Source organism: Trichocoleus sp. DQ-A2 (assembly GCF_039961915.1).
Taxonomy (GTDB): Bacteria; Cyanobacteriota; Cyanobacteriia; order Cyanobacteriales; family FACHB-T130; genus FACHB-T130.
In genome coordinates this window covers 22,463-35,809 of record NZ_JAMPKD010000030.1, presented here as the reverse complement: position 1 = coordinate 35,809, position 13,347 = coordinate 22,463, and the positions used below count along the sequence as shown (strand labels likewise).

Here is a 13,347-nt window from a genome sequence, read left to right as displayed (position 1 = left end):
AGTCAAGTTAGGTGAAACTTGACATATATTAGCTTGTCTTTGTTTTTTTATGTCCTTAGATATTGACCCAGTAGAACTCTCTGTGGTAGTACCGCTTTACAACGAGGAGGACAATATTGACTACTTGTTTGAGCGGCTGCTATCGGTACTAGAAACCGTAAATACAACCTACGAGATTGTTTGCGTCAATGATGGCAGTAAGGACAATACCCTAAAGTGTCTAATTGAGCATCATTATCGTAACCCAGCGATTAAAGTCGTCAACTTGTCCCGCAACTTTGGCAAAGAAGTCGCCCTCAGTGCCGGACTTGACTACGCTGCGGGTGCTGCGGTAATCCCAATTGATGCCGACTTGCAAGATCCGCCAGAGTTAATTAAGGAACTGGTAGACAAATGGCGCGAAGGCTATGATGTCGTTTATGCAACTAGGCGATCGCGTGATGAAGGTTGGCTGAAAAACTCTACAGCCAAAGCTTTCTATCAGATCATTGGCAAGATGAGTCGCGTCCCCATCCCCCGCAATACCGGGGACTTTCGGTTGCTCGATCGGCGTGTGGTAGAAGCCATCAAGCTACTGCCAGAACGAACCCGGTTTATGAAAGGACTCTTTGCTTGGGTAGGTTTCAAGCAAACTTCTGTTTTATTCGATCGTCCTCCACGTTATAAGGGAACCACGACGTGGAACTATTGGCGTCTATGGAACTTTGCCCTAGATGGAATTACTTCCTTTAGTTTTCTCCCTTTAAAAGTATGGAGTTACGTGGGCGTTACGATATCTTTTTTGTCATTTATTTACGCTAGCTTCTTATTCTTTCGCACTCTAATTTTTGGGATCGATCTTCCGGGTTATGCTTCCATCATGGTGGCGGTGTTATTTCTGGGAGGTATCCAGTTAATAACACTGGGAATCATTGGCGAGTATCTTGGTCGTGTTTACGAAGAAGTCAAAGGACGTCCGCTTTATTTAGTGCGCGAAGCTTATGGTTTCAAAAGTCAAGAACCAACCGAAAAGCGTCACAAGTCAGAAATCAGCACTCAAGAGTCTTTAGTAATATCCGAAGAACGAGTGAGCAAAGACTAATCAAGAACAACTCCGGACTTACACGCTGAAAGCTTGAAATATAGATCCCCCTAATCTCCATTAAAAAGGGGGAGAACTGGAAAAGTCCCTCAATTTATCGAGGGATTTAGGGAAATCTCTGCGTAAGTCCTATTACTAATGACAAATGATTAATGGCTAAAAATAAAGGAGTTTTTGTTGAACGCTAAAAGTGGCATTTTCCTATTGACTGCCGTCTGCATTGTAGCGACGGGACTCGCAGTATATTTTTTGGGAGGCATCGATCCAGCTCAACTCCAAACATGGCTGAATAAAGCTGGCATCTGGGCACCAATTATTTATATCGTTTTCTATACCTTGGCGACACTGTTAATCTTGCCTTCTACAGCACTAAATCTTACCAGTGGCGCAATTTTTGGTCCTTGGTTGGGGACGCTTTGGACGAGTATTGCCGCCGTGATTGCAGCTGTAGTGGCTTTTGCCTTTACGCGCACGGTGGGGCGTGAATTTGTCGTTCAAAAGTTAGGCGGACGCTTGCAAGCGATTGATGCGGAGATGATTCAGGGTGGCTTATTCTATATGTTTGCCATCCGCCTACAGCCAATTATTCCCTACGGCTTAGTTAATTTTGCCGCTGGTTTGACTTCAATTCGCTTTCGGGATTATCTACTAGGAACCATTCTGGGAACCATCCCTGGAGTGTTGCCATTTGTAATGTTAGGAAGTTACGGCTTACGGGCGCTAAAAACGGGTGATTTCTTGCCCTTAATTGGTGCCTTGCTATTAATTGCGATGTTGGTTGGGGGCGCGACTTGGTATCGTCGTCGCCGTACCGATCCTCGAAAAGCTTTAGAAGAGAGCGAACGGAAGCGCCTTCAAAATCTTTTAGATAAAGCAGACGAGTAGCGATCGCATTCAGATTAACCTTGTCTATTTTCAGGGGAACACCAGGGAGATACGGGTTCAGTTCTTGCCTGCTGGATTAACTTGAGAATTTGCGATTCATCACATCCATAGTTTGCTAACAACTGCTGAGCTTGCTTTTTAGCATCATCAACAGATACGCCGAAAGCGATTATTTCTTCCTCTTGGCGTCCGGTGACGCTATCAATTGCAATAACGCAGCTGTAAAGTGGTGGTCGCTCCTCCTGTATTGGTTGCTGCACCATTGCTACTCGTGCCTCCTGGTAGTTTCTGCTGTTTGATGGGATGGATAAATTTTTCTCAATTCGTGCGGTGCCCTAAAAGTGCCGTAGGGGCACGAGGCACAATATCTGGATTAAATCCCCCCACTTGGTTCGTCCGAATTACCCACAAAGCGGCTCCATTATTTAACAAAATCGTGGCAATTTCATCATGCGCCCGTCGAGGTAACATGGTTCGCCAAGTTGTTGCTGCCTTCAAGACAGTGGTAAGGGTGCCGTCCGCTGTCCTGGTTCCTGCTAAATTCTCAGCGTTTTCTTGCCAATCGGAACGAATAATCCCTAGGGGTGCTAATTGCTTTTCAAGCGATCGCCCTAATTTCACGAGTTGCTGAAATCGTAAGGTTTGGGTGTCGCTGGGATGACGCCGCAACCACTCTTGAATGCGAGGATTCGACGCCACCTGTTTCTCTACCTGCTTAATTGTCACAAAAAGCGCTTGGTTAGCATCTTGTACGCAAGAAGTTGAGGGTGTCACTACTGAACTACCCGTTCCATCTCCAATCCGGTAGCGTGCCATCATGATATCCAACTGGCGCATAAATTCTTTCATGGGTGACAGTTGGATGCCATCAAAATCATAATCTTGCGTCACAGCATCTAGCTTGACGAGCGCATCGGATACAGGTCGATTTCCCACCCAACCCCGCTGTAAATCTCCCATGTAAGTAGACCATTTCATTGTCCCAGCAATAATGCCATCAGGGTTATGGGCGTAAACTTGCCGATACTCGATGTCAAAGCGTAACTCATCCGTGAAGCGATCGCGCACGACTGTCGCAATGCCATAAGCAAAATGTCCCGTAACTACGCCCAGTGGTTCGGGTTCGGGTTTTTTACCCCCAATTCCACCGTATGTATGAAGGACAATTGCTCGATCTCCCTCGCGCCATTTCGATACCGCCTCGTTAAATTGTTGACTTTTTGGATCGAGTAAAACTATCTTGGCGGTTCCTTTTTGACCTTCAGTACCTTTCCAAAGTTCTTTTTTCAGATAGGAATTAGCAGATTTCCGATTTACCCGCACTTCATCCGGTTGCAAACGCATCAGGGCGCGGGGTTCAATTGCCTGGGTGACAAATATTCCCTCGGCATCTTTTGTCCCATAAATGTACCAGCCTGCGGAATTGAGGGGAGACTTTTCAATTCCTCGATTTGTTGACCGAGTAATCCCGTTGCGGTCAGATGGCACTTGAGGAATCCGAATGGTTTCTAAAGGTCCATCAAATTGTTTTGTTTTTTTATTAAAGTGACGTACAACAAAACGATCCGAAGAAGACGTTGCGCTAACGCTATCTGCTTCCTCTCTTTTGATAATTGTCACTAAAGCATAAATCCGACCCGTGACTTGTACGGGTTCTTGAGGAATCCTCAGCGAGGGGCGTTCTTTTTGGTTACTGGTGACAACAACTGGGTTTTTGAGTTCCACGACGACATCATCTTGAGGTCGCGCTCCAGCCAAGGATTCTAAGGGATCGACATTTTGCCAATTGTTTAATCGGTCAGGATGCAAATTCCCCGTTTTTTTACTATCTTCAGTTGCCTGAATAAATTTGACATCTTGCGTTACAGCCTGGACAAATCTTTGCACTTCTGCGTCCCGGCTCCATTCTAAATTTACAATTTTTCCTACTAGATTCTGATGCGCGGAATCAGCATTATAAACTTCAAAGAGCACCGATTTTCTAAGCTGTCTCTGCTCTTTCGGTAGTAATATTAGGCGTCCTGTCCACACGCTGACGGGTTGATAAACACTCGATGAGATAGGATAATTAACCGGATAAGAATTTGGTTGATTTAATTGATTTTTGAGGTAAATTTCATAATTTGATATATTGTTTTTGTTAGCAGAACTTTTTAATGTATAATAAATAAAAAAGCCGGAACCCAAAAGCAAAAAAGTCAGGCTAACGATAACTCTTAAAAAGACTCGTTTAAATCGTTTAGACTTAATCAAAGATTTAATCAAAATTTAATTTAAAAATATATAAATATTGGCAGCTATAAGCTAGATTCATCAGAAAAAAAGAAGGATGAAGTTTAAAATTCCGGCTGACAGTATGAGTAAAAAACTTTTTTTGTCACCTTCAATCTTTTTCATCCTTCATCCTTGATTTTGTTCCTTTAGAAATGAGCCTGTGGCCCTGCCCAAGAATGGGTAATCGTCTGACCAAAAATGAGGGGTTGATCCTCAATTGCGGCTACGGTTTGACCCTTCAAATCAACAGCCCATAGAGGCCACTCTTCCTCGCCCAATTCGCCTGCTCGAAACAGAACTTGGTCGGGATTAGTTTGACTCCAGCCTAACAACACCGCGTTGGTGTAATCATCGCGGTCAGGAGAGAGAGTCGTAGTACGATTCTGCTGACGATCCCAAACAACGGCATAGTCAGAAGCATCGGACGTACTAAATAAACCTTCAAATTGCCGTGCTAAGACGCGATCGCCTTTCGCCGACCACGAAATGGGGATCAAGATGGCGATGATCCCCGGCATATCCGCTTCTTCGTTACTGACAAAGGGATTGTCAGCCAAAGGAGAAGACGCCGAGATCGTTCGTAAATCCCCTGTCCTCAAATTTTCTACAAACATGACGCTGGAAATGCGGCATTGGTACAACTCCGGTTGCACCTGCAACTGAATCCGGCTGTAAGCAGCATACTGACCATCAGGAGACACTAAAGAGGGGCTGCGATAGTAACGTACCCCAGTGCCGCCGTTGGCGGTGACTTCTGCATGAGTAGTCATTACCCAATTCCACGGGACGGGATGAGGGCTATCGAGGGGGTCGATTTGCACTACTGCTTGAGTCATGTCGGGAGCAGCTTCAGATAATTCCTTTCGGGCTTGCGGATATTGCATGGTAGAGGGACCTGCGATTGTAGACGCAGCCGTGCCAGCTAAGGCAAATGAGCTAGGAGCCATCAGCAGCGCAGCCGCAATAAGCGGGAGGTATGGTTGATTAGAGCACCATCCTGAGCGGAAGAGGCGAATGAACATTGATTGGGGGTGGGGTTGCTAAACGGCGTTTCTTGTGTGAGGAGCAACGCCCAAGGAACAGTGCAGCGTCCCTATATCTATATGTATATCCACAAAACCTGTCAAAAAAAACAAAAGATGTAAAAAAATTTATCATATCTCAATGAATCCGGCTTGATGGGTGAAACACCTTATCGCTCTTGCTATGATATTTTTCCACAAGACGGTCGAAAAGCGATTAAAAATTAATCTAAGGCAAGAAATTTTCTTGGCGGCAGGTTGACTGATTTCTACATACTTGCCTAGACAGTGACTGAGGGCTACCTAATAACATCACAACGGCACTCCAGGGTTATATCCCAAAAGTATTCCCAAATGTCTCTTCGCGCAAGTTAATAATGCGATCGCCCATTTTTATTGCCTCGGACAACGAAAAAAGCTTAATCGCATTATCGAGTGTTAATCTGTTGTCTGGATAAAAATAGGAAAACGGGTGACAAAACAAGAAGCACCATTTGCCGATAACACTTCTCCTCGCCAATCTACAGGCATTGGGAGGTTTTTACTGGTTTTACTCTGGCGAGTGCTGTTGCTGGGGGTGGGAGGTGGCTTGGCGTGGCTGTTCGGTCTCGTCCTCGCGGGAGTCTTTCCCGACCTGACGCCAGAGGTGCCCCTAGTTGTGAAAGTGCTGCGCCGCGCCAAACTAGAGACATCCACCGCCTCCTCTACTTTTAAGCCGTCCCCTGCTGTCACCAGCGCCAGTCCGCCAGTAGAACTGAGTGCGGAACAAAGACGGCAACTGGAAGCAGAGCTGCAACAGTTACAGGCGCAATTGCAAGCACTGCGCGATCGCACGACTAAACTGGAAACCCAAGTCGGTCGCCAGAGTTCCAGCGAACCCCTCGCCGCACGTCTACAAGAAATCTCCCAGCAACTTCAAGGCGATCGCGTTCCCAATTCCAATCAAGTCACTAACGCTTCTAGGGTTTCTGTACCATCGGATGCTTTGAAAGTCACCCTACCTAGCGACTTATTATTTAAAAACAGCGATAGTGTTCTGCTACCACAGGCACCCGTAATTTTAGACAATGTCATCGCCGATTTACGGAACTACCCAGGTGCCACAATTCAAATTGCTGCTCACACCGATGACAATGGTGAATCTACAGACAATCAAGCGCTATCGTTTCGACGCGCCCAAGCTGCTGAGCAGTATTTATTCACTGCTTTGGAGAAAAAATATCGCATGATTGTTGTTGGTTACGGCGAAACTTTTCCCTTAGTAGAAAATAATAGCGATACCAACCGACAACGAAACCGCCGCATCGAAATTGCGATTATTAACCCTTAGTTTTTACTTTTTTACTAATGGTTAAGGGAAAAATTGCTTTTCAATCAAGACCAATTACCAATTACCGTTCCCTAAGGAAATGAAAGTCATATTTTTTGGCACCCCACAATTTGCCGTCCCTACTTTAGAACGGTTATTCGCTAATCCAGAATTTGAAGTTTTAGGCGTTGTTACGCAGCCGGATAAACGTCGGGGACGGGGCAACCAAATGATGCCTTCTCCAGTAAAATCAGTCGCCTTGACGCATCAGCTACCTGTTTGGCAACCGCAGCGGATTAAAAAAGACGAGGAAACGCTCGCTCAACTAAAACAGACAAATGCAGATGTTTTTGTCGTGGTGGCATACGGACAAATTTTGTCCCAACAAATTTTAGATATGCCCAAATTGGGTTGCATCAACGTACACGGCTCGATCTTGCCCAAGCATCGGGGTGCTGCTCCCATCCAGTGGTGCCTCTATCATGGCGAGACAGAAACGGGGATCGCAACGATGCTGATGGATGCGGGGATGGATACGGGTGCAGTGCTGCTAAAAGCTTATACGCCGATTGGACTGTTGGATAATGCTCAAGATTTGGCGCAAAAGCTTTCCGAGATTGGGGCAGATTTATTAGTAGAAACCCTCCTGAAGCTGGAACGCCAGGAAATTGAACCAATCCCCCAAGATGAATCGCAGGCGACTTATGCGCCGCTGATTAAAAAACCGGATTATTGTCTTGATTGGTCGAAAAGCGCGATCGCATTACATAACCAAGTCAGGGGCTTTTTCCCGGATTGTGTGGCAACATTTCGGGGGAATCCGCTCAAAATCAGTGCTACTGCCCCTCTAGGAGAGGCTTACTGGCAAATCGCCCCAGAATTAAAGGTGCTATCGGATTGGTCTTCTTTGTCCTCTGGTTCGTCACATCCAGGCGAGGTGGTGAGCATTGTCAAAGGATTTGGCCCAATTGTTCAAACTGGCGATGGACTGTTGTTATTGCGAGAAATACAGATGGCTGGAAAACGCCCTCAGTCTGGTTGGGACTTTGCGAATGGTACTCGCTTAACAGTGGGGGAGAGATTGGATTTTGAGGTTTGAGTTGGAGAAGACTTACTGTTATCGGTCTGAATTTTCAATTTTGTTGGTAATAAAGATCCCCGATCACTTTCCAAGTCGTTCTAAAACTGTCAGGTAAAGCGGCGTGCGCCTTCATTAAATCAACTACAGAAAAAGAGGGGCTGTCATATAACAGCGCCCCTTCTTCGTAAGTCTGGTATCGGTTGGCTTGTGAGCGATGATTACTCGCCCAATTTCCGCTTCCCTACTGATTGTTACGCCAGCTAGCTTCATTCATGTCTTGCCAGACATCATCGAGTAGCGAGTCTGATGGGTTCTCTTCCTTTTCAGACAATTCTGGAAATTCCAGATCGTTCGCACCGAAACCTGATTCTCCGGTGAGATCCAGATCGTTCGCACCGAAACCTGATTCTCCGGTGAGATCCAGTTCGTCCGCACCAAAGGCTGCTTCTCCGGTGAGATCCAGTTCGTCCACGGCGAAGGCTGATTCTGGTGCTATTTCCAAATCATCCGCACCAAAGGCTGCTTCTGGTGCCATTTCCAAATCATCCGTACCAAAGGCTGATTCTGGTGCCATTTCCAAATCATCCGCACCAAAGGCTGATTCTCCAGTGAGATCCAGATCGTCCGCACCAAAGGCTGCTTCTGGTGCCATTTCCAGTTCTTCCAAAGCGGATTCTGGCACTTCTATGAGAATTAACTCTTCCTCATAGATTAACGGTGCTTCGGCTCCAACTAACACTTCCTCATCCAAGGTGGCTGGGATCGGTGCCCTTTGTGGCTCACTGTCTTCAATGGTTGATGACTGCTGCGTCTGCGGATCTTCCGGGCAAAATTCCAAGCTAAATCTGACTTTCCCCTTTTGCCAGCCGTTGGAGCCGAATTTCAGCACTTCGCAAGGAATGCCTTGGTCGCTAAACCAGCCATCCTTTTCTTCTGTCCATCCACCTAAACCATATTCCAACTGCGTTCTGATTGCATCTGCGAATTCACCGACTCTGAATGTGCGGTGCCCAATTAAAATTTGGGAAGACTCATCCACAGAGAGAACTTCACCTTTGGCTAGCGAGTCGAACTGATTATCCACAACCATCTCCCCCGGTTGAATTGATAGTTTAAAGAGTTATTCCTTATTGGTCATTGGTCATCAGTCATTGCTAATGGCGAATAGCGAATTGTTAAAAGCCGTTCGCAAATTGACTAAAAGATCAAAAGAACCAACCGTAGCTGTGGAGTCCTTTTCCTAGTAAATTGACCCCAAGATAGCAAATCCAGACGACAACAAAGCCTGTCGCCGCCAAAATTGCCGGTCGTCTTCCTTGCCAGCCTTTGGTGATGCGGGCATGGAGATAGGCGGCAAATACCAACCAGGTAATCAGTGCCCAAGTTTCTTTGGGGTCCCAACTCCAGTAAGAACCCCAAGCTTCATTTGCCCAGACGGCACCGGCAATAATTCCAATCGTCAGGAGGGGAAATCCCAAACCGATGATGCGGTAGCTGATGTTATCTAAGGTTTCGGCAAGGCTCAGGCGCTGGGGCGAAAGGGTTGGTAATTCAGATACCCCTTCTTGGGAAGGCTGGGAGGTCACTAAATCGAGAACGGCTGTTTTGGTGCTGCCATTGCTTTCAAAAATACGCTCCACAGCAGAAGATGACTCGCTGGTTGCTCCTTGTGGCTGGGGCACGAAATCGCTGGCGCGTTGCAGACGGTAGGGGCGTGCCGGGTCATTTTTACTGCGAAATCCGCCGGTTCCGACAGAACTGCCTCGGAGTTCGACATTCTGACCGCCACTTACCACCAAGAAAGCGATCGCAAGCAGCGATCCCACCATCAGCGCGGCATAACTGAGCATCATGACGCTGACGTGCATCATCAGCCAATTGGATTTTAGTGCCGGCACTAAAGGCTCTGACGACTGCATCGTAGATGGCAATGTCAAGGCGGCAAAAGCGGCGATACCCATTGCAATGGGTGACGTGGCGACGCCTACTAAGCGGCTTTTGCTCATGTTTTCAGCAATCAGATGGATCGTGGTAATCCCCCAAGCTAGGAAGAAGAGGGATTCATAGAGATTGCTCAAAGGGAAGTAGCCTGCGTCCAGCCATCGTGCGCCCAGTAGGGCGGCAATGCAGAGGTTTGCGATCGCCATCCCTGCCGTCGATAAAGCCCACAGATAGGGGATGCCATTGAAAGCTGCTCCTATCCAGTACATCAACATCGTCGCAAACAGGACGGCGAAGGAGATATTATCTAACCCATTCTGGAGTGCAACCAGGTTCATCTTGTATTCTTTCCAGCAATTGTTATCTAAGTCGCTCACACAAGCGCCACTTTGATCCTATCGGTTCTGGTCGCTCTGAGGCTTGGTAGAATCACCCAGGTTTAGCCAACTAATTGTTATTTTTTTTAACGCTGTCATCCTGCTAAGGCAATTGCCAAGGTACGCAAAGGAATTATTGAGCTTTGCGTACCTTAGCGCGAACCTTAGCGTACCTTGGGGTTGAAAACCGAAACTTTAAGGAGAAGGGCTAGGACTGGGAGAGAGACTGGCTTTTGGCGAAGGACTGAGATCTCCAACTTTCTTCATGTTGACGAAGATATCAAAGCGGCTACTGCGATCGCTACTGATGCCACCCGTGACGCCAATGGAGCGTATCGCGTTTGTAAAGATTTTTTGATTTGGATCGACTTGCGAGAGCGACAGATTCCCAGCGTTAATGGTACGGTCAACATCAATGAAAAACAGACCGTTCTTGTCATTGAGCTGCTGAGGAATCGCTTGTTTGAATAACTCGCTGTCCGCCAAAGTCGCTTGGGGTTTGGGGACGAGGGTACTAGCAACGGGTGCCCCTAATGTCAGGAAAGCAACATTACCATCTAACCAGCCGTGAGTGGCGGCTAAGCCACCGAGTTGCGACGTCCAATTGACGATTGGTTGACCGTTGAGCGTCGTTTCTTGTACCTGAAACTTATATTGCTGTGCCATCACCTCATCCAGCTGCTTGAGGGATTTTTCAGCTCTAGGGCGATCGCTTGTTTGCACCAGGAACGCCACCCCAGCACCTAAAATCGAGGGAGTTCCGGGAGGTGTGGGAATTAAAGCCAGAGAAAACTCGCCTTTCATCCAAGGCAGCAAATCTTGCTCTAAATCTTGACCCAATTTAGACCGAATCTCGGCTTTCATCTGTTCTGGGCTAACCCGGATCAGCGGATTCGCTTGGGCACCTTGGACGTAATCTTGCCACAACTGCTGCAAATTGCCACCAGAGGTCACGATCAGAGTATTGCCGGGGAGACGCCGAGGCATACTTTTGGCGTTGTTTTCCACCACATACTTTGTCTCGCTATTCGGCTTCAGCCAAGACACTCCTTTAAACAGAAGTCCCTGCGGTTCCAGTGTCACCGTCGCGCCGACTCCCTGCCTTTGTTGAACCGAGGCGAGATTTTGGGGAGAAAGCGATCGCGCTGAATAGGTGGCTGCCATTGCTGTTGCCACCGGCACATTAAAATACACTTTGGCAAACGGCGCACCCGCTTTAATCTTCCCCAAAGCCTCTGCGTAACCTGGAGTATCCGCTAGGGAGGCACCGCCTTTGTAAGCGTCAATGACACGCTCCGTCCCTTTCGGATCGGTGCTAACAATTAAGGAACGCTCTAGCAGCGTCGTTGAGAAATTCTGGGCAGAACTGCCTTGGGTTTCTCGAATCTTGATGCCTTTGTAAATGCGTTCAACGAACTTGCTAGAGGTCGGGTTTCTATATTTTTCTAGCGCTTGCTTTGCTTGCAGAGGATTTTCAATTGGCAATACCATCACCACCGATTGTTGACCAACCGGGACAGCATTGGGATTCTGGGGTAACTGCTGTGACAAAAAAGCGATCGTGACTTCTTTCCCCACCCAAGGCTTGATATCTTGCTGGTAGTTGTAGCCGTTAGCGGTGAGGAGATTTTTTTCCAGTTCGGCGAGTTGTTTGCCAAATGCGGCTTGGCTAGCGGGAGTGCCATATTGCCGCAGTTGCTGCCATTGCTTTTCATCAGTCGAGACTGACACGGCGAGCAAGGTATCCTGGGGAACCATCTCGGCACCCACCGGGACATCAGCCTGAAATAGATTCCGCTGCATCAGCAGCCAGTAAGTTACTGCGCCGCCAGCAATCAGCAACACGGCAGCTGCCACAGTCAGAAGGGAACGTTGATTTTTCTGAGGCATAAACCAAGTCAAGAGTCGTAGGAGCTTTCGCATTCGGGCGAGCCATCTTGAGCAACAACCGACTGATTCGGATGCCAATGCTGTGCAACGCTGACGCCCGGATCTGAGTCGAGCCAAATATTAACTGCCCGCTCAGGAGAGAACAGCAACCGTGTCCCTCTTTAGCACTCTGTAGAGTGTATCCCGTTGTTGGTAAGGACGCCCTAATGAACGAATCGCTGACTGCAAAGTTTCCACTTCCATGCAGGTGCCACCCACTGCCCCAGCCATTGTTGTAATATGCTCCTCCATTAAGGTGCCGCCGATGTCATTGCAGCCCCATTTCAGAGCTTCTACCGCACCCGCGAGACCGAGTTTCACCCAGCTGGGTTGATGGTTGGGAATCCAATTTCCTAAGAAAATTCGCGCCACAGCAGTCAGCAACAGGGCGTCTTCTAAAATTGGTTGATCTCGCCCCACTCGACGACGCAGGGGTTTGGGGGCTTCTTGACCGACGAAAGGTAATAGGATGAATTCGCTAATCCGGGCAGGATATCCTTGGGTAACAGCCGTTTGTTGGAGCGATCGCAACTTGTCTAAATGCTGCATCTGCTGTTCTGGTGTCTCTATATGACCGGAAAGCATGGTGCTAGTGGTTGGCATTCCCAACTTGTGTGCTGTCCCCACAATTTCCAGCCAAGTTGCGGTATCTAGCTTTTCCGGACAAAGGACGCGCCGCACTTCATCGTTCAAAACTTCCGCCGCAGTTCCCGGCATTGAGCCAACACCGGCATCTCGCAGCGCCGCAATCACCGACTCGTAGCTAAGACCATCTTCCCTGGCAATAAATTGCACTTCCTGGGGAGAGAAGGCGTGTAGGTGCAGTTGGGGAAATTCCTCTTTGATTGTCTTCACCAGTTGCAGGTAATAAGGCAAAGAAGCACCATTAATTTTTGCCCCAAGATGGAGTCCCCCCTGCATACAAATCTCCGTCGCCCCCCGCCGGACTCCATCAGCCGCTTTTTCCAAAATTTGGGGACTCTCTAACCAAAATGCGCCTTCTTCGTCTTCATCCCGGCGAAAGGCGCAGAAACTACAGTGCTGTTCGCAGATATTGGTGAAGTTAATATTGCGATTGATCACGTAGGTGACAGTCTCACCCGCTTGCCTGAGTCGCAGCTTATCAGATGTTTCCCGAATCGCTGACTGGACATCTGGATCGGTTTGCTTTAATAGTACAACTCCCTCTTCTTGTGACAAATCGCCACCTGCCAGGGCACGCTCAAGAATGGCATCAACAGTTTTAGTCGTCACAGCACTTCCCGGTAAAGTAGGTCACTCTTCTCAATTTTGGCAGTAAATGTTTTTTCTGGGAGTTCGCTAGTAGCGCCAGCAGTCAGTTTCACGGGTTCATCGGGTAGCGAAATTTGCTCTAAACTCAAAATTTTGCCTAATTTTTCACCAAGCCTCTAGGTTATTTTCTAGACTGGCAAAATTTAGGGAAATAC

Annotated in this window: 13 protein-coding genes; 4 read left to right on the top strand and 9 right to left on the bottom strand. The window is 47.7% G+C overall.

The features are described from left to right. Positions 1-49 precede the first annotated feature (49 nt). Complete coding sequence (locus NC997_RS23655) at positions 50-1,081, top strand: glycosyltransferase family 2 protein (RefSeq protein ID WP_190525253.1); 1,032 nt, start codon at positions 50-52, stop codon at positions 1,079-1,081. Positions 1,082-1,255: 174 nt separating this feature from the next. Then, on the top strand, positions 1,256-1,966 hold the full coding sequence (locus NC997_RS23650) for a VTT domain-containing protein (protein ID WP_190525252.1): 711 nt from the start codon (positions 1,256-1,258) through the stop codon (positions 1,964-1,966). A gap of 14 nt (positions 1,967-1,980) precedes the next feature. On the opposite strand, the gene NC997_RS23645 is transcribed toward NC997_RS23650, so the two are convergent. The 3 genes from NC997_RS23645 to NC997_RS23635 form a co-directional block, all read right to left on the bottom strand. Continuing rightward, positions 1,981-2,229: a hypothetical protein gene (locus NC997_RS23645; RefSeq protein ID WP_190525251.1), complete on the bottom strand. Its 249-nt coding sequence runs from the start codon at positions 2,227-2,229 to the stop codon at positions 1,981-1,983. Between the two features lie 55 nt (positions 2,230-2,284). Further along, complete coding sequence (locus NC997_RS23640) at positions 2,285-3,853, bottom strand: abortive infection protein (protein WP_347276052.1); 1,569 nt, start codon at positions 3,851-3,853, stop codon at positions 2,285-2,287. Positions 3,854-4,386: 533 nt separating this feature from the next. Further along, entirely contained in the window at positions 4,387-5,076 is a 690-nt protein-coding gene (locus NC997_RS23635) for a hypothetical protein (RefSeq protein WP_190410893.1), read from the bottom strand. A 658-nt stretch (positions 5,077-5,734) separates the two neighbouring features. Between NC997_RS23635 and NC997_RS23630 the strand changes: the two genes are divergently transcribed. Both NC997_RS23630 and fmt read left to right on the top strand, forming a co-directional pair. Beyond that, positions 5,735-6,592, top strand: a complete 858-nt coding sequence (locus tag NC997_RS23630; RefSeq protein WP_190525250.1) for an OmpA family protein — start codon at positions 5,735-5,737, stop codon at positions 6,590-6,592. A gap of 79 nt (positions 6,593-6,671) precedes the next feature. Further along, positions 6,672-7,670, top strand: a complete 999-nt coding sequence (gene fmt, locus NC997_RS23625; RefSeq protein ID WP_190525249.1) for a methionyl-tRNA formyltransferase — start codon at positions 6,672-6,674, stop codon at positions 7,668-7,670. Between the two features lie 223 nt (positions 7,671-7,893). Here the strand turns inward: fmt and NC997_RS23620 are convergent, their stop codons facing one another. The 6 genes from NC997_RS23620 to NC997_RS23595 form a co-directional block, all read right to left on the bottom strand. Then, positions 7,894-8,736, bottom strand: coding sequence for a KGK domain-containing protein (locus NC997_RS23620; protein ID WP_190525248.1), 843 nt, complete (start codon positions 8,734-8,736; stop codon positions 7,894-7,896). A 121-nt stretch (positions 8,737-8,857) separates the two neighbouring features. Continuing rightward, complete coding sequence (ccsB, locus tag NC997_RS23615) at positions 8,858-9,931, bottom strand: c-type cytochrome biogenesis protein CcsB (protein ID WP_190430387.1); 1,074 nt, start codon at positions 9,929-9,931, stop codon at positions 8,858-8,860. A gap of 234 nt (positions 9,932-10,165) precedes the next feature. Next, a complete protein-coding gene (locus NC997_RS23610; protein ID WP_190525247.1) occupies positions 10,166-11,860 on the bottom strand; it encodes a DUF3352 domain-containing protein in 1,695 nt (564 codons plus the stop codon). Between the two features lie 8 nt (positions 11,861-11,868). Then, on the bottom strand, positions 11,869-12,009 hold the full coding sequence (locus NC997_RS23605) for a hypothetical protein (RefSeq protein WP_190410479.1): 141 nt from the start codon (positions 12,007-12,009) through the stop codon (positions 11,869-11,871). Beyond that, positions 11,993-13,153, bottom strand: a complete 1,161-nt coding sequence (gene cofH, locus NC997_RS23600; protein WP_190525246.1) for a 7,8-didemethyl-8-hydroxy-5-deazariboflavin synthase subunit CofH — start codon at positions 13,151-13,153, stop codon at positions 11,993-11,995. Before cofH ends, NC997_RS23605 begins: the two co-directional genes overlap by 17 nt. Beyond that, complete coding sequence (locus NC997_RS23595) at positions 13,150-13,281, bottom strand: hypothetical protein (RefSeq protein WP_277881788.1); 132 nt, start codon at positions 13,279-13,281, stop codon at positions 13,150-13,152. The genes cofH and NC997_RS23595 overlap by 4 nt, the downstream gene beginning before the upstream one ends. Between the last annotated feature and the right edge of the window lie 66 nt (positions 13,282-13,347).

Excerpts from the sequence above, each read along its gene's own strand:
- NC997_RS23655 (WP_190525253.1), top strand. The coding sequence starts at position 50 with ATGTCCTTAGATATTGACCCAGTAGAACTCTCTGTGGTAGTACCGCTT.
- NC997_RS23645 (WP_190525251.1), bottom strand. The coding sequence starts at position 2,229 with ATGGTGCAGCAACCAATACAGGAGGAGCGACCACCACTTTACAGCTGC.
- NC997_RS23635 (WP_190410893.1), bottom strand. The coding sequence starts at position 5,076 with ATGACTCAAGCAGTAGTGCAAATCGACCCCCTCGATAGCCCTCATCCC.
- fmt (WP_190525249.1), top strand. The coding sequence starts at position 6,672 with ATGAAAGTCATATTTTTTGGCACCCCACAATTTGCCGTCCCTACTTTA.
- ccsB (WP_190430387.1), bottom strand. The coding sequence starts at position 9,931 with ATGAACCTGGTTGCACTCCAGAATGGGTTAGATAATATCTCCTTCGCC.
- NC997_RS23610 (WP_190525247.1), bottom strand. The coding sequence starts at position 11,860 with ATGCCTCAGAAAAATCAACGTTCCCTTCTGACTGTGGCAGCTGCCGTG.